The sequence below is a fragment of the Pseudomonas sp. BN102 genome, from assembly GCF_029871245.1.
Taxonomy (GTDB): Bacteria; Pseudomonadota; Gammaproteobacteria; order Pseudomonadales; family Pseudomonadaceae; genus Metapseudomonas.
Map to the genome: position 1 here is coordinate 83,049 of NZ_SSON01000063.1, position 19,285 is coordinate 102,333.

The window sequence follows — 19,285 nt, forward strand, 5'->3', positions numbered from 1 at the left end:
AGCCCCTTGGCTGGTCCTGGCTGAACAAGGAGAGATCATGAGAACCAAGGTCGTGGCGCTTTGCGCCCTGGGTCTGTTGGCGGTGACCGCCGCCCGTGCCGAGGAGTGGAAGCTGGCCAAGGACGAAGACGGCATCAGGGTGTACCTGAGCGAGGTGCCGGGTTCCCAGTACAAGGCCTATCGCGGCATCACCACCATCAAGGCCGATATCGCCACGCTACGCGCGCTGCAGGAGGATGTCGCGGGTTCGTGCGTGTGGATCCACGAATGCAAGGAGCAGAAGCTGATCAAGAGCGAGGGGCCGCAGAGTTGGACCTACACCCGTTTCAATACGCCCTGGCCGGTGACGCCGCGGGATTCGGTGCTGCACGTCACCTCGCAGTTGGGCGCGGACGGCAGCGTGACGCGGATTCTCGAAGGGGTACCGGACTACCTGCCCGAGGCCGAGGGCTATGTGCGGGTCACCGAGGTGGACGGGCTCTGGAAGCTGGTGCCGAAGGGGGCAGGGGAGGTGGAAGTGACCTACCAGGTGCACACCGAGCCGGGCGGCAGCGTGCCGTCGTGGCTGGCGAACAGCTTCGTCGTCGACGCGCCCTTCAATACTCTGAAGGCCATGCGCGCACGCGCGGAGAAGCGCTAGACCGAGTGGAAATAAAAAAGGCTGCCATCGGCAGCCTTTTTCGTTTTGCAACCGGCTTCAGTCGCGGTTTTCCAGCGACACGAAGTCACGCTGCTCGTAGCCGGTGTACAGCTGGCGCGGACGGCCGATCTTGTACGGGCTGGAGAGCATTTCTTTCCAGTGCGAGATCCAGCCGACGGTGCGCGCCAGGGCGAAGATCACGGTGAACATGCTGGTCGGAATGCCGATTGCCTTGAGGATGATCCCCGAGTAGAAGTCGACGTTCGGGTAGAGGTTGCGCTCCTTGAAGTACGGATCGCTGCGCGCGATCTCATCGAGCTTCATGGCCAGTTCCAGCTGCGGGTCGTTGATACCCAGCTCGGCCAGAACCTCGTCGCAGGTCTGCTTCATGACCTTGGCGCGCGGGTCGAAGTTCTTGTACACGCGGTGGCCGAAGCCCATCAGCTTGAACGGATCGTTCTTGTCCTTCGCCTTGGCGATGAACTTGTCGATGTTCGATACGTCGCCGATCTCGTCCAGCATGCTCAGCACGGCTTCGTTGGCGCCGCCGTGAGCCGGGCCCCAGAGGGCAGCGATACCGGCCGCGATACAGGCGAAGGGGTTGGCGCCCGAAGAACCGGCCAGACGCACGGTGGAGGTGGAGGCGTTCTGCTCATGGTCGGCATGCAGGATGAAGATGCGATCCATTGCCTTGGCCAGCACCGGGCTGATCGGTTTGATCTCGGCCGGGGTGTTGAACATCATGTGCAGGAAGTTTTCCGCGTAGTTCAGGTCGTTACGCGGGTACATCATGGGCTGGCCCATGGAGTACTTGTAGGCCATCGCCGCAATGGTCGGCATCTTGGCGACCAGGCGCATCGCCGAGACTTCGCGGTGCTGCGGGTTATTGATGTCCAGGGAGTCGTGGTAGAAGGCAGAGAGAGCGCCGACCACGCCGCACATGATCGCCATGGGGTGGGCGTCGCGACGGAAGCCGTTGAAGAAGCTCTTCAGCTGCTCGTGAACCATGGTGTGGTTCTTGATGGTGCCAACGAACTTGGCCTTCTCTTCAGCGTTCGGCAGCTCGCCGTTCAGCAGCAGATAGCAGGTTTCCAGGTAGTCGGATTTCTCTGCCAGTTGCTCGATCGGGTAGCCGCGGTGCAGCAGTACGCCCTTGTCGCCGTCGATGTAGGTGATCTTCGACTCGCAAGAGGCGGTCGACATAAAGCCAGGATCAAAGGTGAAGCAGCCCGTGGAGGTCAGGCCCCGCACATCGACTACATCGGGTCCCATGGTTCCGGACAGAACGGGCAGCTCTACGGGGGCTGCGCCCTCGATGATCAACTGCGCTTTTTTGTCAGCCATAGCGGCCTCCTAGTTATGCTTGAAATCATCAGACAGCCCCCCACGCAGGGCCCGGGACACTATAGAGCTATAAATTCGAAAGTCAATTTGAAGAAACCCATGTGCCAGCGGGGTTTGCGTGGGGTTTTCGGCGGAAAAAGGGGGGCCATTTACGCCTTTTATATAGGTAGCGCAATCCACCCTTAGGGGCAGGGGTCCGCATTGTCATTAGTCAGCTAACTGTCTATACTCAGCGCCCGATCGCCAGGGGCCTTGGGCCCGTATTCTGGAGGTCGGCACTCCCTTTGGTGAGGGGTACCTGATCAGTGCACTTCCCGACAACTTGCCCTGTTTGTTAGGGGCCTCAGTGTGAAAAAAAAGCCGTGAATAGCCAACGACCTGTAAACCTAGATCTCAGGACCATCCAACTCCCCGTCACTGCTTACACGTCCATCCTGCACCGTATCTCCGGCGTCATCCTCTTTTTCGGCATTGCCGTGCTGCTGTTCGCACTCGACAAGTCGCTGAGCTCAGAGGAAGGCTTCGAGCAGGTTAAGGCGTACCTGACCAGTCCGCTGGCCAAGCTGGTGGTTTGGGGCCTCCTGTCCGCGCTGCTTTACCATCTGGTCGCCGGTGTGCGCCACCTGGTAATGGATGCGGGCGTCGGCGAGACGCTCGAGGGCGGCAAGCTGGGCTCGAAAATCGTCATCGTAGTTTCTGCGGTGCTGATCGTGCTGCTGGGGGTGTGGATATGGTAACCAACGTCACGAACTTCTCGCGTTCGGGTCTCTATGACTGGATGGCCCAGCGCGTTTCTGCGGTCGTTCTCGCGGCTTATTTCCTTTTCCTGCTGGGCTACCTGCTGTTCAATCCGGGTCTGACCTATGCCGAGTGGCACGGTCTGTTCTCCCACACCGCGATGCGTATCTTCAGCCTGCTGGCCCTGGTTGCCCTGAGCGTTCACGCCTGGGTCGGCATGTGGACCATCTCCACCGACTACCTGACGCCCATGGCGCTGGGCAAGTCGGCGACTGTCGTGCGTTTCCTGTTCCAGGCGGTATGCGGCATTGCGATGTTCGCGTTCTTCGTCTGGGGCGTGCAGATTCTCTGGGGTGTGTGATCCATGTCTAGCATTCGTACTCTTTCTTTCGACGCCATCATCGTAGGTGGCGGCGGCGCCGGCATGCGCGCCGCGCTGCAACTGGCCCAGGGCGGCCACAAGACCGCTGTGGTGACCAAGGTCTTCCCGACCCGTTCCCATACCGTTTCCGCCCAGGGCGGCATCACTTGCGCCATCGCTTCGGCCGACCCGAACGACGATTGGCGCTGGCACATGTACGACACCGTCAAGGGCTCCGACTACATCGGTGACCAGGATGCCATCGAATACATGTGCTCCGTGGGTCCGGAAGCCGTGTTCGAGCTCGAGCACATGGGTCTGCCGTTCTCCCGTACCGAGCAGGGCCGCATCTACCAGCGTCCGTTCGGTGGCCAGTCCAAGGACTTCGGCAAGGGTGGCCAGGCCGCCCGTACCTGCGCCGCGGCTGACCGTACCGGTCACGCCCTGCTGCACACCCTGTACCAGGCCAACCTGAAGAGCGGCACCTCGTTCCTCAACGAGTGGTACGCGGTCGATCTGGTGAAGAACCAGGATGGCGCCATCGTCGGCATCATCGCCATCTGCATCGAGACCGGCGAAACCGTCTACATCCGCTCCAAGGCCGTGGTCCTGGCCACCGGCGGTGCGGGCCGCATCTATGCCTCCACCACCAACGCCCTGATCAACACCGGCGACGGCGTCGGCATGGCCCTGCGTGCCGGCGTACCGGTCCAGGACATCGAGATGTGGCAGTTCCACCCGACCGGCATCGCCGGCGCCGGTGTGCTGGTCACCGAGGGTTGCCGTGGTGAGGGTGGTTACCTGATCAACGCCCATGGCGAGCGCTTCATGGAGCGTTACGCACCGAACGCCAAGGACCTGGCCGGCCGCGATGTGGTCGCCCGTTCCATGGTCAAGGAAGTCATCGCCGGCAACGGCGTGGGCCCGGACAAGGACCACGTACTGCTGAAGCTCGATCACCTCGGCGAGGAAGTGCTGCACAGCCGCCTGCCCGGCATCTGCGAGCTGTCCAAGACCTTCGCGCACGTCGACCCGGTCGTCGCGCCGATCCCGGTCATCCCGACCTGCCACTACATGATGGGCGGCGTTGCCACCAACATTCATGGCCAGGCCATCACCCAGGACGCCAACGGCAACGACAAGATCGTCGAAGGCCTGTTCGCCGTGGGCGAAGTGGCTTGCGTATCGGTCCACGGTGCCAACCGCCTGGGCGGCAACTCGCTGCTCGACCTGGTGGTATTCGGTCGCGCCGCCGGCCTGCACCTGGAAAAGGCCCTCAAGGAAGGCATCGACCAGCGTGCTGCGTCCGATACCGACCTGGAGCTGTCCCTCAAGCGCCTGTCCGGTGTAAACGAGCGCAAGAGCGGCGAAGACGTGGCGCCGCTGCGTAAAGAGCTGCAGCAGTGCATGCAGAACTACTTCGGTGTATTCCGTACCGGCGAATACATGCAGAAGGGTATCGCCCAGCTGGCCGATCTGCGCGAGCGCATCGCCCAGGTGAAGATCGCCGACAAGTCCCAGGCCTTCAACACCGCGCGCATCGAAGCGCTGGAGCTGCAGAACCTGCTGGAAGTGGCCGAGGCCACCGCGATCGCCGCGGAAGTTCGCAAGGAATCCCGTGGCGCCCACGCCCGCGAAGACTTCGAAGACCGCGACGACGAGAACTGGCTGTGCCACACCCTGTACTTCCCGGGTGAGAAGCGCGTTACCAAGCGCGCCGTCAACTTCGCGCCGAAGACCGTTCCGGCGTTCGAACCCAAAGTACGTACTTATTAAGGGTGGCCGATATGTCGCAAGCCAAAACTCTCACTGTCAGCGTCTATCGCTACAACCCGGACCAGGACAGCGCTCCGTTCATGCAGGATTTCCAGGTCGACACCGGCGGCAAGGACGTGATGGTCCTCGACGTGCTGGCGCTGATCAAGGAACAGGACGAGGGCTTCTCCTACCGTCGCTCCTGCCGTGAAGGCGTGTGCGGTTCCGATGGTATGAACATCAACGGCAAGAACGGCCTGGCGTGCATCACTCCGCTGTCCGCCGCCGGCCTGAAGGGTGGCAAGCTGGTGATTCGCCCGCTGCCGGGCCTGCCGGTCATCCGTGACCTGGTCGTTGATATGAGCATCTTCTACAAGCAGTACGAGAAGGTGAAACCCTTCCTGCAGAACGACACGCCGGCTCCGGCCATCGAGCGTCTGCAGTCCCCGGAAGAGCGCGAGAAGCTGGACGGTCTGTACGAGTGCATCCTGTGCGCCTGCTGCTCGACCTCCTGCCCGTCCTTCTGGTGGAACCCGGACAAGTTCCTCGGTCCCGCCGCGCTGCTGCAGGCCTACCGTTTCCTGGCCGACAGCCGTGACACCAAGACCGAAGAGCGGCTGGCCGCGCTGGACGACCCGTTCAGCGTGTTCCGTTGCCGCAGCATCATGAACTGCGTGAGCGTCTGCCCCAAGGGTCTGAACCCGACCAGGGCGATCGGCCACGTACGCAACATGCTGCTGCAGAGCGGTACCTGATTCGATTGCTGTACCCGTAACACCTGCGGCGCCGGCTTTGTCGGTGCCGCAGTAAACCAGGAACGCAGCTCACAAAGTCGTGTTCCTTATTTGAAAAATATATAGATGACCAGCAGGGGCAACCGGGCTGGTGCCCGGACTATCTGCGGGATCCTTGGTGGCTTCAGTCGCTGTGCCAGGACTTTGAAGCCCTGTGGCGTCCACGCCGATGGCGTCCCCTTATCGAGGGTGACAAAGCATGCAAGAAAGCGAAATGCAGCGCATGTGGAACAGCGCCCACCTATCCGGTGGCAACGCTGCATATGTGGAAGAGCTCTATGAGCTCTACCTGCACGATCCCAACGCTGTGCCCGAAGAGTGGCGCACCTACTTCCAGAAGCTGCCGACCGACGGCAATCTTGCCACCGACGTTTCGCACTCCACCATCCGTGATCATTTCGTTCTGCTCGCCAAGAACCAGCGCCGCGCCCAGCCGGTGTCCGCTGGCGCTGTAAGCAGTGAGCATGAGAAGAAGCAGGTTGAAGTCCTGCGCATGATCCAGGCATTCCGCATGCGCGGCCACCAGGCTTCCAAGCTCGATCCGCTTGGTCTGTGGCAGCGTCCGGCTCCGGCCGATCTGTCGATCCGTCACTACGGACTGACCGACGCCGACCTCGATACCACCTTCCGCACGGGTGAACTCTACATCGGCAAGGAAGAGGCTACTCTGCGCGAGATTCAGCAGACCCTCAACGAGACGTATTGCCGCACCATTGGCGCCGAGTTCACCCACATCGTCGATTCCGAGCAGCGCAAGTGGTTCCAGCAGCGCCTGGAAAGCGTGCGCGGCCGTCCGGCGTTCTCCCCGGAAGTGCAGAGCCACCTGCTCGAGCGCCTGACCGCTGCCGAAGGCCTGGAAAAGTACCTGGGCACCAAGTACCCCGGCACCAAGCGTTTCGGCCTGGAAGGCGGCGAGAGCCTGATTCCGCTGCTGGACGAGATCATCCAGCGCTCCGGCTCCTACGGCCTCAAGGAAATCGTCATCGGCATGGCCCACCGCGGCCGTCTGAACGTCCTGGTCAACACCTTCGGCAAGAACCCGCGCGACCTGTTCGACGAGTTCGAAGGCAAGAAGACCGAGGGCCTGTCCTCCGGTGACGTGAAGTACCACCAGGGCTTCTCCTCCAACGTCATGACCCCGGGTGGCGAAGTGCACCTGGCGCTGGCGTTCAACCCGTCCCACCTGGAAATCGTTTCCCCGGTGGTCGAAGGTTCCGTGCGCGCCCGTCAGGACCGCCGCCTGGACAAGACCGGCGACAAGGTACTGCCGATCTCCATCCACGGCGACGCAGCTTTCGCCGGCCAAGGCGTGGTCATGGAAACCTTCCAGATGTCGCAGACCCGTGGCTACAAGACGGGCGGCACCATTCATCTGGTGATCAACAACCAGGTGGGCTTCACCACAAGCCGTCCGGAAGACTCGCGCTCCACCGAGTACTGCACCGACGTCGCCAAAATGATCCAGGCGCCGATCCTGCACGTGAACGGCGACGATCCGGAAGCCGTGCTCTTCGTCACCCAGCTGGCCGTCGATTACCGCATGCAGTTCAAGCGTGACGTGGTCATCGACCTGGTCTGCTACCGCCGTCGCGGCCACAACGAGGCCGACGAGCCGAGCGGCACTCAGCCGCTGATGTACCAGCAGATCGCCAAGCAGCGCACCACCCGCGAGCTATACGCCGACGCCCTGATCCAGACCGGCGCCCTCGAAAGCGCCAAGGTCCAGGCCAAGATCGACGATTACCGCACCGCGCTGGACAACGGCCAGCACGTGGTCAAGAGCCTGGTCAAGGAGCCCAACAAGGAGCTCTTCGTCGACTGGCGCCCCTATCTGGGCCACGCCTGGACCGCGCGTCACGACACCAGCTTCGAGCTGAAGACCCTGCAGGAACTCTCCGCCAAGCTGCTGGAGATCCCGGAAGGCTTCGTGGTTCAGCGCCAGGTCGCCAAGATCCTCGAAGACCGCCAGAAGATGGGCGCCGGTGCGCTGCCGATCAACTGGGGTTATGCCGAGACCATGGCCTACGCGACCCTGCTGTTCGAAGGCCACCCGGTGCGCATCACCGGCCAGGACGTCGGTCGCGGCACCTTCTCGCACCGCCATGCGGCACTGCACAACCAGAAGGACGCCGGCACCTACCTGCCGCTGCAGCACCTGTTCGCCGACCAGCCGAATTTCGACCTGTACGACTCCTACCTGTCGGAAGAGGCCGTACTGGCCTTTGAATACGGTTATTCCACCACCATGCCGAATGCGCTGGTGATCTGGGAGGCCCAGTTCGGTGACTTCGCCAACGGCGCCCAGGTGGTGGTCGATCAGTTCATCACCAGTGGCGAGCACAAGTGGGGGCGTCTCTGCGGCCTGACCATGCTGCTGCCGCACGGCTACGAAGGGCAGGGCCCGGAGCACTCCTCCGCGCGCCTGGAGCGTTACCTGCAACTGTGCGCCGAGCACAACATTCAGGTTTGCGTGCCGACCACGCCGGCCCAGGTCTACCACATGCTGCGCCGCCAGGTGATCCGTCCGCTGCGCAAACCGATGGTGGCCCTGACGCCGAAGTCGCTGCTGCGCCACAAGCTGGCCATCTCGACCCTGGAAGACCTGGCCGAAGGCTCCTTCCAGACCGTCATCGGCGAGATCGACCAGATCGATCCGAAGAAGGTCGATCGCCTGGTCCTGTGCAGCGGCAAGGTCTACTACGACCTGCTGGAGAAGCGTCGTGCCGAAGGCCGCGAAGACATCGCCATCCTGCGTATCGAGCAGCTGTATCCGTTCCCCGAGGACGACCTGGCTGAGGCGCTTGCCCCGTACAAGAACCTCAAACACATCGTCTGGTGCCAGGAAGAGCCGATGAACCAGGGTGCCTGGTACTGCAGCCAGCACCACATGCGTCGTGTCGCGGCGGCCCACAAGAAGGGTCTGTTCCTCGAGTACGCCGGTCGTGAAGGTTCGGCGGCCCCGGCCTGTGGTTACGCCTCCATGCACGCCGAGCAGCAGGAAAAACTGCTGCAAGATGCCTTTACCGTTTAACGCCTTCGCGCAGAAGAAACCGAATTAGATAGGAACCCGACACAATGGCTATCGAGATCAAAGCCCCCACCTTCCCGGAATCGGTTGCCGACGGCACCGTGGCCACCTGGCACAAGAAGCCTGGCGATGCGGTCAAGCGCGACGAGCTGATCGTCGACATCGAGACCGATAAAGTGGTCATGGAAGTCCTCGCCGAAAGCGACGGTGTGCTGGCTGAAATCGTCAAGAACGAGGGCGACACCGTCCTCAGTGGCGAACTGCTCGGCAAACTGAACGCCGGTGGTGCTGCCGCCGCCGCTGCTCCTGCTGCTGCCGCCCCGGCCGCAGCTCCCGCTGCCCAGGCTGCCGCTCCGGCCGCTGCCGGCGACGACGCCATACTCTCTCCGGCCGCCCGCAAGCTGGCCGAAGAGAACGGCATCGACCCGAACAGCATCGCCGGCACCGGCAAGGGCGGTCGCGTGACCAAGGAAGACGTGGTCGCCGCCGTTGAAGCCAAGAAATCCGCCCCGGCTGCCGCTCCAGCCGCCGCCAAGCCGGCAGCCCCGGCCGGCGAGGCGCCGATCTTCTCGATCGGCGATCGCGTCGAGAAGCGCGTCCCGATGACCCGCCTGCGTGCCAAGGTCGCCGAGCGCCTGGTCGAAGCCCAGTCCACCATGGCCATGCTGACGACGTACAACGAAGTCAACATGAAGCCGATCATGGACCTGCGCGCCAAGTACAAGGACCTGTTCGAGAAGAAGCACAACGGCGTTCGCCTGGGCTTCATGTCCTTCTTCGTCAAGGCCGCCACCGAGGCGCTCAAGCGCTTCCCGGGCGTCAACGCCTCGATCGACGGCAGCGACATCGTCTACCACGGTTACCAGGACATCGGCGTTGCCGTATCCAGCGACCGTGGCCTGGTGGTACCGGTGCTGCGTAACGCCGAGTTCATGAGCCTGGCTGAAATCGAAGGCGGCATCGCCGAGTTCGGTAAGAAGGCCAAGGCCGGCAAGCTGACCATCGAAGAAATGACTGGTGGCACCTTCACCATCTCCAACGGCGGTGTGTTCGGTTCGCTGCTCTCCAGCCCGATCGTCAACCCGCCGCAGACCGCCATCCTGGGTATGCACAAGATCCAGGAGCGCCCCATGGCCGTTAACGGCCAGGTCGTCATCCTGCCGATGATGTACCTGGCGCTGTCCTACGACCACCGCCTGATCGATGGCAAGGAAGCAGTAAGCTTCCTGGTCACCATCAAGGACCTGCTGGAAGACCCGGCTCGTCTGCTGCTCGACATCTGATCGGCAGTCTCTCTTAACGGCGGCCCCCCATACAGGGGCCGTCCGGTTTCATACGAGAAGGAATGAGTTATGACCCAGAAATTCGACGTGGTAGTGATTGGTGCGGGCCCCGGGGGCTACGTTGCCGCCATCAAGGCAGCCCAGCTCGGTCTCAAGACCGCCTGCATCGAGAAGTACCAGGACAAGGAAGGCAAGACCGCTCTGGGCGGCACCTGCCTGAACGTCGGCTGCATTCCGTCGAAGGCGCTGCTGGACAGCTCCTACAAGTACCATGAGGCCCACGAAGGCTTCAAAATCCACGGCATCGAAGCCAAGGGCGTCAGCATCGACGTACCGGCGATGGTTGGCCGCAAGAACACCATCGTCAAGAACCTGACCGGCGGTGTGGCCACCCTGTTCAAGGCCAACGGCGTGACCCTGCTGGAAGGCCACGGCAAGCTGCTGGCCAACAAGCATGTCGAAGTCACCGGTTCCGACGGCAAGGTGCAGATCGTCGAAGCCGAGAATGTGATCCTCGCCTCCGGCTCCAAGCCGGTCGACATCCCGCCGGCCCCGGTCGACCAGGACGTTATCGTCGACTCCACCGGCGCCCTGGACTTCCAGGCCGTGCCGAAGACGCTGGGCGTGATCGGCGCCGGCGTGATCGGCCTCGAGCTGGGCTCCGTCTGGGCCCGTCTGGGTGCTGAAGTCACCGTCATCGAAGCCCTGGAAAAATTCCTCCCGGCCGCCGATGAGCAGGTTGCCAAGGAAGCCATGAAGGTCCTCACCAAGCAGGGCCTGAAAATCCGTCTGGGCGCCCGCGTGACCGGTTCCGAAGTGAAGAAGAAGCAGGTGACTGTGAACTTCACCGACGCCGAAGGCGAGCAGAAGCTGACCTTTGACAAGCTGATCGTGGCCGTGGGCCGTCGCCCGGTGACCACCGATCTGCTGGCAGCCGACAGCGGCGTGACCCTGGACGAGCGCGGCTTCATCTACGTCGACGACCAGTGCAAGACCAGCGTTCCGGGCGTCTACGCCATCGGTGACGTGGTTCGTGGCGCCATGCTGGCCCACAAGGCATCGGAAGAGGGCATCATGGTCGCCGAGCGCATCGCCGGCCACAAAGCCCAGATGAACTATGACCTGATCCCGTCGGTCATCTATACCCACCCGGAAATCGCGTGGGTCGGCAAGACCGAGCAGTCCCTGAAGGCCGAAGGCGTTGAGATCAACGTCGGCACCTTCCCCTTCGCCGCCAGCGGCCGTGCCATGGCTGCCAACGACACCGCCGGTTTCGTCAAGGTGATCGCCGATGCCAAGACCGACCGCGTCCTGGGCGTCCACGTGATCGGCCCGAGCGCTGCCGAACTGGTACAGCAGGGTGCCATCGGCATGGAATTCGGCACCAGCGCCGAAGACCTGGGCATGATGGTCTTCTCGCACCCGACCCTGTCCGAAGCACTGCACGAAGCGGCACTCGCTGTGAATGGCCACGCCATCCACATCGCCAACCGCAAGAAGCGCTAAGAGCAAAGAAGAACCACGGCGGACTGCCCGTGCCGTGAGCCTCTCGGGGCTCACCGCGGAAAGCCCGCCGGACTGCCTCCAAGCAGTCACAGGTGGCGCGGCACCACGAATGCAGCGCCGAATGCGCAATACCTAAACGAAGACGGTAGACAAGCATGAATCTCCACGAGTATCAGGGTAAGCAGCTGTTCGCTGAATACGGCCTGCCCGTATCCAAGGGCTTTGCCGTAGACACCCCGGAAGACGCCGCAGAAGCCTGCGAAAAGATCGGCGGCAGCGAATGGGTTGTCAAAGCCCAGGTCCACGCTGGCGGCCGCGGTAAAGCGGGCGGCGTGAAGCTGGTCAAGAGCAAGGAAGATGCCAAGGCCTTCGCCGCCAACTGGCTGGGCAAGCGCCTGGTGACCTATCAGACTGACGCCAATGGTCAGCCGGTCAGCAAAATCCTGGTCGAATCCTGCACCGACATCGCCAAGGAACTGTACCTGGGCGCCGTGGTAGATCGTTCCAGCCGCCGTATCGTGTTCATGGCCTCCACCGAAGGTGGCGTGGACATCGAGAAGGTCGCCCACGACACTCCCGAGAAAATCCTCAAGGCCACCGTTGACCCGCTGGTCGGCGCTCAGCCCTACCAGGGCCGTGAGCTGGCATTCCAGCTGGGCCTGGAAGGCGATCAGGTCAAGCAGTTCACCCACATCTTCGTGAACCTGGCCAAGCTGTTCCAGGACTACGACCTGGCCCTGCTGGAAGTGAACCCGCTGGTGATCAAGGCCGACGGCAACCTGCACTGCCTGGACGCCAAGATCAACATCGACAGCAACGCCATGTACCGTCAGCCCAAGCTGCGCGCCATGCACGACCCGTCCCAGGACGACGCTCGTGAAGCCCATGCGCAGAAGTGGGAACTGAACTACGTGGCCCTGGAAGGCAACATTGGCTGCATGGTCAACGGTGCCGGCCTGGCCATGGGTACCATGGACATCGTCAACCTCCACGGCGGCAAGCCGGCCAACTTCCTCGACGTTGGCGGCGGTGCGACCAAGGAGCGCGTGACCGAAGCGTTCAAGATCATCCTCTCCGACAGCAACGTCGCTGCCGTTCTGGTGAACATCTTCGGCGGCATCGTTCGCTGCGACATGATTGCCGAAGGCATCATCGGCGCGGTGAAGGAAGTTGGCGTGAAGATCCCGGTGGTCGTCCGTCTGGAAGGCAACAATGCTGACCTCGGCGCCAAGGTACTGGCCGAGAGCGGTCTGAACATCATCGCGGCGACCAGCCTGACCGACGCTGCACAGCAAGTCGTCAAGGCCGCGGAGGGCAAGTAATGAGCGTCCTGATCAACAAAGACACCAAAGTCATCTGCCAAGGCTTCACCGGTAGCCAGGGTACTTTCCACTCCGAACAAGCCATCGCCTACGGCACCAAGATGGTCGGCGGCGTGACCCCCGGCAAGGGCGGCACCACCCACCTGGGCCTGCCGGTGTTCAACACCGTCAAGGAAGCCGTGGAAGCTACCGGCGCCGAAGCTTCGGTGATCTACGTTCCGGCTCCCTTCTGCAAGGACTCCATCCTGGAAGCGGCCAACGGCGGCATCAAGCTGATCGTCTGCATCACCGAAGGCATCCCGACCCTCGACATGCTGGACGCCAAGGTCAAGTGCGACGAGCTGGGCGTGCGCCTGATCGGCCCGAACTGCCCGGGCGTGATCACTCCCGGCGAGTGCAAGATCGGCATCATGCCGGGTCACATCCACCTGCCGGGCAAGGTAGGCATCGTGTCGCGTTCCGGCACCCTGACCTATGAAGCCGTGAAGCAGACCACCGACGCCGGCTTCGGCCAGTCCACCTGCGTGGGCATCGGCGGTGACCCGATCCCGGGCTCCAACTTCATCGACATCCTGAAGCTGTTCCAGGAAGACCCGCAGACCGAAGCCATCGTCATGATCGGCGAAATCGGCGGTTCCGCTGAAGAAGAAGCCGCTGCCTTCATCAAGGCCAACGTGACCAAGCCGGTGGTGTCCTACATCGCTGGTGTGACTGCCCCTCCGGGCAAGCGCATGGGCCACGCCGGCGCCATCATCTCCGGTGGCAAAGGCACCGCGGACGAGAAGTTCGCTGCCCTGCAGGACGCTGGTGTGAAAACCGTGCGTTCCCTGGCTGATATCGGCAAGGCCCTGGCCGAGCTGACCGGCTGGGAAGTCAAGAACGCCTAAGGCTTCCTGACCCACGCAAAGGCCACCCCTCGGGGTGGCCTTTGTTGTTTCGGGTGCAACCTTTTTCATCGATGGCGCAACCGCTTGTCGATTAAGCGACAGAAATGGTTGCTACTCCGACAGCCTGATCCACGTCAGGTGCTTCCCCCGGTAAAATCGGTAGCCTTGCAACTACCCCGCTCGCCAGGCCCCACAAGGGCAGAGGTCGGGCATCAGCGATCAATCCCAAACGGATGGATGACGTTTCCCCCGACCCCACGGGAAACCCCTTCGGCAAACCCTGTTTCAGCGATGTGGTAATTCCCAGATGAAATCCTTGAAAGGCCAGGACATCCTGGCGCTTGGCTTTATGACCTTTGCCCTGTTCGTCGGGGCCGGCAACATCATCTTCCCGCCCATAGTCGGCCTGCAGTCCGGTCCCCACGTCTGGATGGCTGCCCTGGGCTTCCTGATCACGGCCGTCGGCCTGCCGGTGGTGACCGTGGTCGCCCTGGCCAAGGTCGGCGGCGCCATGGATTCCCTCAGCAGCCCGATCGGCAAGACTGCCGGCGTGCTGCTGGCGGCGGTCTGCTACCTCTCGGTGGGCCCGCTGTTCGCCACCCCGCGCACCGCGACCGTGTCCTTCGAGGTGGGCCTGGCGCCCCTGACCGGCGATACCCCGCTGGCCCTGTTCGCCTACAGCCTGGTGTACTTCCTGGTGGTCCTCGCGGTTTCCCTTTACCCGGGCCGCCTGCTGGACACTGTCGGCCGCGTGCTGGCGCCGATGAAGATAGTCGCGCTGCTGGTGCTCGGGATCGCCGCCTTCATGCTGCCCCTGGGCGAGATCGGCGACGCCACGCCGGCCTACCAGGCCGCGCCCTTCTCCCAGGGTTTCATCAATGGTTACCTGACCATGGATACCCTGGGCGCCCTGGTGTTCGGCATCGTCATCGTCAACGCCATCCGCTCCCGTGGCGTCGAATCGCCACGGCTGATCACCCGTTACGCCATCATCGCCGGCCTGATCGCCGGCGTCGGCCTGGCACTGGTCTACATCAGCCTGTTCCGTCTTGGCGCCAACAGCCATGACATCGCGGGGGAGGCCACCAACGGTGCGGCGGTCCTGCACGCCTACGTGCAGCACACCTTCGGCAATCTCGGCAGCGGCTTCCTCGCTGCGCTGATTTCCCTGGCCTGCCTGGTTACCGCCGTCGGCCTGACCTGCGCCTGCGCCGAGTACTTCAGCCGCCTGCTGCCGCTGTCCTACCGCAGCCTGGTGGTCATCCTCGCCGCCTTCAGCCTGCTGGTGTCCAACCTGGGCCTGACCAAACTGATCCAGGTTTCGGTGCCGGTGCTAACCGCCATCTACCCGCCCTGCATCGTGCTGGTCGCGTTGAGCTTCTGCTGGGGCCTCTGGCATTCCCCGGGCCGCGTGGTGGCACCGGTGATGCTGGTGTCCTTGCTGTTCGGTCTGGTGGATGCCGTGAAGGGCGCCGGACTGGGCGGCTGGATGCCCGAGTGGCTGGCCCACCTGCCCCTGTCCGAGCAGGGGCTGGCCTGGTTGCTACCGGCCGTCGCAACACTGGCCGTGGCCAGCCTTTGCGACCGCCTGCTGGGCAAGTCGGCGGAAGTTGCCGCCTGATATCTTCAGGCCAAAAAAGGGCCGCCTTCGGGCGGCCTTTTTTATGGTTCTTCGCGGATCCTCCTCTTCGCGAATCGATTCGTGCCTATAGGGGGTTGTTGCCGGTTCGCTATAATCCGCTGCGTTCTTACAAGGAATTCGCATGTCGATCATTCTGCGCAATTGGCCGCATCTGCTGGCCATCATCTGGTTCATCGGCTGCTGGTTGGGCTACACCCGCTACGCCATCTGGAAAGGCCGGGACACCGCGTGCCTGGCTTCGGTCCTGCACCTCTACCGGGAAGACTGGATGCGCCGGCTGCTGCTGCGCGACAACCGCATCGCCGACGCCAGCGTGATCGGCAACCTGGAGCGCAACGCGTCGTTCTTCGCCTCCAGTACCCTGATCATCCTGGCCGGTATCCTCACCGTGCTCGGCTCCACCGACCGCGCGGTGTCGGTGCTGGCCGACCTGCCATTCGTGCAGCCCGCCAGCACCGGCATCTCCGAGCTGAAGCTGCTGGGCCTGGCGGTGGTCTTTGTCTACGCCTTCTTCACTTTCAGCTGGTGCATGCGCCAGTACAACTTCGCCGCCATCCTGGTGGGCTCGGCGCCCATGATCGGCGAGAAACACATCAGCGAGCAGGAGCGCAAGGCCTTCGCCGAGCGCACCGCGCGGGTAATCTCCCTAGCGGCCAACCAGTTCAACTTCGGCCTGCGCAGCTACTATTTCGGTCTGGCGATGCTGGCCTGGTTCATCAATCCCTGGTTCTTCATGATCGTCACCACCGGCGTGGTGCTGGTGCTGTATCGCCGCGAATTCCATTCCGATGTGCTGGATGTAATGGTCTACACCCCGACCCAGGCGCTGGAGGCGCCCAAGGAGAAAGTCGAATGAGTATTCCGTTCTGGTGCCTGTTCTTCGCGGCCTTGCTCATCTACCTGGCCAAGGCCCCTGTGGCCAAGGCTATGCGGGAGGAGGGCAGGGGTTACGACAACCGCAATCCGCGGGCGCAGCAGGCACGGCTGACCGGCTTCGGCGCACGGGCGGTCGCGGCGCACCAGAACAGCATCGAGATCTTTCCGTTGTTCGCCGCGGGCGTGCTGGTGGCTCAGGTCACCCAGACCCAGGGTTGGTTCGTCGACCTGCTGGCGATTCTCTTCATCGTCTCGCGGGTCCTTTACTTGTTCCTCTACTGGAACGACAAGGCCACCTTGCGCAGCTCGGTCTGGGTCATTGGTCTGGTCTGTTGCCTGCTGCTGATGCTCAGCCCGGCGCTCTGACCGCCACGCAAAAGACAAGGCCCGCAAAAATGCGGGCCTTGTTGTTCCTGCTGCCGGGAGCTTACTGGCTCTTCTCCTCGGTCGGTGCAGTCTCCGGAGCGGCCGGGGCGGGCGCGCTCGGAGCCGGGGTGGCCTCCGGAGCCGGAGTCGGGGTCGGCTCGGTAGCGGGTGCGCTCGGCTGGGATTCAGTTGCCGGTGCAGCCGGGGCCTGGGCCTCTTCCTTCTTGTCGCAGGCAGCGAGACCAAGGCTGGCGGCCAGCAGCAGGGCGAGAGACAGGGTTTTCTTCATAAATAGAGCCTCCATGTGTGGCTTTCCTCATCGATAGCCGTTTGAACGTGTGAGCTTATTCGAAGTTCAATGTTTTCGCGCGAAAAAAGCGTTAATTCCTGATGTCAGCTCCAGCAGGGCCATCGGCAGCCGAAAAAGCCCGTCGCTGAGCGCTTGTCTACGGCGCGGAAGACCCCTCCGGCAGGGTATGATTCCGGCCCTCGCCACTCTCCGCCAAGGTCGTAGTCATGACGGACAACTCTCTTATTGAACGGGCCCAGCGCTTTCTTTCCGCGCTGCGCCATTGCCAGGTGCTCGGTATGCGTGTGCACGACGCAACGCCCGCGGGCCTGACCCTGAAGCTGCCCTACAGCGCCCAGATCATCGGCAACCCGGAAACCGGCGTGATCCACGGCGGCGCCATCACCACCCTGATGGACACAACCTGCGGCATCTCCACCGTCTGTGTACTGCCGGAATTCGAGATTTGCCCGACCCTGGATCTGCGCATCGACTACATGCACCCGGCCGAGCCGCACAAGGACGTGTTCGGTTTCGCCGAATGCTACCGAGTGACCCCGAACATCATCTTCACCCGCGGCTACGCCTACCAGGACGATCCGGCCCAGCCCATCGCCCACGTGGTCGGCGCCTTCATGCGCATGGGCAAGCCCGGCCAGCTCATGCAGGGAGGTGCGGCATGAGCCTCGACCTCAACGCCCTGGTCCGCGAAGCCCACGAGAAGAACGACTACGACCCGCTGGTGTGTCTGATTCCCTACGCCAAGCTGCTCGGCATCGAATGCCTGCGCCTGGGGGACGACATGGTCTTCCGCCTGCCGGCGAACAAGGACAACATCGGCAACCCGACCCTGCCGGCCATTCATGGTGGGGTGATCGCCGGCTTCATGGAGCATGCGGCCATGCTCCATCTGCTGATGTTCATGGGCACGCCACATATGCCCAAAATCATCGACTTCTCGATAGATTACCTGCGCGCCGGACACTATCGTGACACCTACGTCCAGTGCCAGGTCTGGCGGCAAGGCCGCCGCGTCGCCAACGTCGCCATCACCGCCTGGCAGACCACCCAGACCGAACCCATAGCCACGGCCCGCGCCCACTTCAAGGTCGACGAACCCTGAGGCGCGGCATCCGCCGCGAGCGGTCGCTCACAAGGAATGCTCGATGGTTGCGTTACTCATACTCGGCGGCCTGCTGCTGATCTTTACCGGCCTGGTCTGGCTGGTGATGCTCGCGTTCGGTACCAGCCTGCTCTGGGGCTTCGGTAGCCTGCTGCCGCCGGTCACCCTGGCCTATGTGCTCTGCCACTGGCGCACCGCGCGCAAGGCCGTGACCCTCGGCGCCATGGGTTTCATCCCGCTGGTGGTGGGCCTGACCATGATGGCCGCCCAGGAGCCCGAGCGCCTGCAGTCGATCCTCAGCCTGCGCTGGGTAGGCGCGGGGGAAAAGGTCGCGTCCGAACTGGACATCCGCCTCAACGGCGAGCTCAACGGCCAGCGTTTCGTGCCGCTGGAGGCCGAATTGGTGGACGGTATCCTCAGCCTGCGAGAGGGCCAGGACTTCTACGCCCGCCGCGAGCTGAGCATCCGCCTCGGGCGCCAGCCCGAGGGGGCGCTGCGCCTCGATGTGCTCCCCCAGGACGCAGGCCCGCACCCTGAAGTTGAGATCAGCTGGTTGCTCCCGGAACAGGAACTGCCGGAGGCCCGACGCATCCCCCGCGGCTACACCTTGCACCTGGACCTGCAGCCGGTGGCGCCGAACCGGCTTGCCGGCGACTTCCACCTGGTGCTGTCGCCCCAGTTCGCCACCACCCTGTCCGGGCATCTTGAAGTCTTCACCGACCGCCTGCGCTACCGCGATGGCCAGATCGACACCGCCTACGACTCCCGCGACACCCTGGCCTACGTGGTCCGCGACTACCTGCAGCGCCGTTTCGCCACCCGCGATGTGGAGCTGGCCCGGTTGCCGGCCTTCAGCCTGCCGGCCCGTGAACTGGAGTTGGAGGTGGAGGCGCGGATCGACGGCCAGGTCCAGCGGTTGCCGCTGCAACTCTCCAAGAACGAGGGCCGCGGCTGGCGGGTGCAGCGCGACAGCTTCCCGCCCCTGGCCGCTTCCGGCGCCGCGCCCGTGGCGCAAAGCGAGGCGAGCCCGGAGACGGCGCCCGCAGCCGAGCCCGCCCGCTCGGTGGACCGCCACGAGCGATTCTCCCTGCAGCACCTGTTGAGCAACCCCAATCACTACCAGGGCCTCGCCATGCGCGTGTTCACGGTGCGCGGCAGCACCGCCGAAGGCCGCTTCGCCGGCCTCGATCGCGACGGCCGCTTGCTGATCCACCGCAGCCTGGGTGGAGCAGGGACGGCCAGCTTCAGCCTGGCAGTGAACGAAATCGAACGAGTCGAACTGCTGGAACCCTGACTCCTTCGTCGGGCCGAGCCTGGCCGATTCATTCTAA

Annotated in this window: 18 protein-coding genes; 16 read left to right on the top strand and 2 right to left on the bottom strand. The window is 63.3% G+C overall.

The window, feature by feature from the left end:
- The first annotated feature begins 37 nt into the window (after window positions 1-37).
- Complete coding sequence (locus E8F12_RS12840; RefSeq protein WP_280325632.1) at window positions 38-640, top strand: START domain-containing protein; 603 nt, start codon at window positions 38-40, stop codon at window positions 638-640.
- A gap of 57 nt (window positions 641-697) precedes the next feature.
- Here E8F12_RS12840 and gltA read toward each other — a convergent pair whose 3' ends face one another.
- Window positions 698-1,984 carry a citrate synthase gene (gene gltA / locus E8F12_RS12845; RefSeq protein ID WP_280287317.1) on the bottom strand — a complete coding sequence of 429 codons (1,287 nt, stop codon included), beginning with the start codon at window positions 1,982-1,984 and terminating at the stop codon, window positions 698-700.
- Window positions 1,985-2,346: 362 nt separating this feature from the next.
- Between gltA and sdhC the strand changes: the two genes are divergently transcribed.
- The 12 genes from sdhC to E8F12_RS12905 all read left to right on the top strand — a co-directional run bounded on the left by sdhC (window position 2,347) and on the right by E8F12_RS12905 (window position 16,542).
- Window positions 2,347-2,721 carry a succinate dehydrogenase, cytochrome b556 subunit gene (gene sdhC, locus E8F12_RS12850; RefSeq protein ID WP_280325633.1) on the top strand — a complete coding sequence of 125 codons (375 nt, stop codon included), beginning with the start codon at window positions 2,347-2,349 and terminating at the stop codon, window positions 2,719-2,721.
- Window positions 2,715-3,083: a succinate dehydrogenase, hydrophobic membrane anchor protein gene (gene sdhD, locus E8F12_RS12855; RefSeq protein ID WP_271411849.1), complete on the top strand. Its 369-nt coding sequence runs from the start codon at window positions 2,715-2,717 to the stop codon at window positions 3,081-3,083. The genes sdhC and sdhD overlap by 7 nt, the downstream gene beginning before the upstream one ends.
- 3 nt (window positions 3,084-3,086) lie before the next feature.
- Complete coding sequence (gene sdhA / locus E8F12_RS12860; protein WP_280325635.1) at window positions 3,087-4,859, top strand: succinate dehydrogenase flavoprotein subunit; 1,773 nt, start codon at window positions 3,087-3,089, stop codon at window positions 4,857-4,859.
- A gap of 11 nt (window positions 4,860-4,870) precedes the next feature.
- Complete coding sequence (locus E8F12_RS12865) at window positions 4,871-5,593, top strand: succinate dehydrogenase iron-sulfur subunit (RefSeq protein ID WP_280325636.1); 723 nt, start codon at window positions 4,871-4,873, stop codon at window positions 5,591-5,593.
- Window positions 5,594-5,831: 238 nt separating this feature from the next.
- Window positions 5,832-8,663 (top strand): 2-oxoglutarate dehydrogenase E1 component, encoded by a 2,832-nt coding sequence (locus E8F12_RS12870; protein ID WP_280325637.1) that lies wholly within the window; start codon window positions 5,832-5,834, stop codon window positions 8,661-8,663.
- Window positions 8,664-8,707: 44 nt separating this feature from the next.
- A complete protein-coding gene (odhB, locus tag E8F12_RS12875; protein WP_280325638.1) occupies window positions 8,708-9,943 on the top strand; it encodes a 2-oxoglutarate dehydrogenase complex dihydrolipoyllysine-residue succinyltransferase in 1,236 nt (411 codons plus the stop codon).
- 69 nt (window positions 9,944-10,012) lie between these two features.
- Entirely contained in the window at window positions 10,013-11,449 is a 1,437-nt protein-coding gene (gene lpdA / locus E8F12_RS12880) for a dihydrolipoyl dehydrogenase (RefSeq protein WP_280325639.1), read from the top strand.
- A 155-nt stretch (window positions 11,450-11,604) separates the two neighbouring features.
- Complete coding sequence (gene sucC, locus E8F12_RS12885; protein WP_280287324.1) at window positions 11,605-12,771, top strand: ADP-forming succinate--CoA ligase subunit beta; 1,167 nt, start codon at window positions 11,605-11,607, stop codon at window positions 12,769-12,771.
- Window positions 12,771-13,658, top strand: a complete 888-nt coding sequence (sucD, locus tag E8F12_RS12890) for a succinate--CoA ligase subunit alpha (protein ID WP_028629428.1) — start codon at window positions 12,771-12,773, stop codon at window positions 13,656-13,658. Before sucC ends, sucD begins: the two co-directional genes overlap by 1 nt.
- A 307-nt stretch (window positions 13,659-13,965) precedes the next feature.
- Window positions 13,966-15,279, top strand: coding sequence for a branched-chain amino acid transport system II carrier protein (gene brnQ / locus E8F12_RS12895; protein ID WP_280325640.1), 1,314 nt, complete (start codon window positions 13,966-13,968; stop codon window positions 15,277-15,279).
- Window positions 15,280-15,421: 142 nt separating this feature from the next.
- A complete protein-coding gene (locus tag E8F12_RS12900; protein WP_280325641.1) occupies window positions 15,422-16,156 on the top strand; it encodes a DUF599 domain-containing protein in 735 nt (244 codons plus the stop codon).
- Window positions 16,153-16,542, top strand: coding sequence for an MAPEG family protein (locus E8F12_RS12905; protein ID WP_280325642.1), 390 nt, complete (start codon window positions 16,153-16,155; stop codon window positions 16,540-16,542). Before E8F12_RS12900 ends, E8F12_RS12905 begins: the two co-directional genes overlap by 4 nt.
- 61 nt (window positions 16,543-16,603) lie before the next feature.
- Here E8F12_RS12905 and E8F12_RS12910 read toward each other — a convergent pair whose 3' ends face one another.
- Window positions 16,604-16,831, bottom strand: a complete 228-nt coding sequence (locus tag E8F12_RS12910) for a hypothetical protein (RefSeq protein ID WP_280287328.1) — start codon at window positions 16,829-16,831, stop codon at window positions 16,604-16,606.
- A 227-nt stretch (window positions 16,832-17,058) separates the two neighbouring features.
- On the opposite strand from E8F12_RS12910, the gene E8F12_RS12915 reads away from it, so the two are divergent.
- The 3 genes from E8F12_RS12915 to E8F12_RS12925 are packed head-to-tail and all read left to right on the top strand — an operon-like array spanning window position 17,059 to window position 19,248.
- The gene (locus E8F12_RS12915; RefSeq protein ID WP_280325643.1) at window positions 17,059-17,514 is read left to right on the top strand and encodes a PaaI family thioesterase; all 456 of its coding nucleotides are present in this window, start codon (window positions 17,059-17,061) and stop codon (window positions 17,512-17,514) included.
- Window positions 17,511-17,954: a PaaI family thioesterase gene (locus E8F12_RS12920; RefSeq protein ID WP_280287330.1), complete on the top strand. Its 444-nt coding sequence runs from the start codon at window positions 17,511-17,513 to the stop codon at window positions 17,952-17,954. Before E8F12_RS12915 ends, E8F12_RS12920 begins: the two co-directional genes overlap by 4 nt.
- Window positions 17,955-17,997: 43 nt before the next feature.
- Window positions 17,998-19,248, top strand: coding sequence for an MFS transporter (locus tag E8F12_RS12925; RefSeq protein WP_280325644.1), 1,251 nt, complete (start codon window positions 17,998-18,000; stop codon window positions 19,246-19,248).
- Window positions 19,249-19,285: the final 37 nt, after the last annotated feature.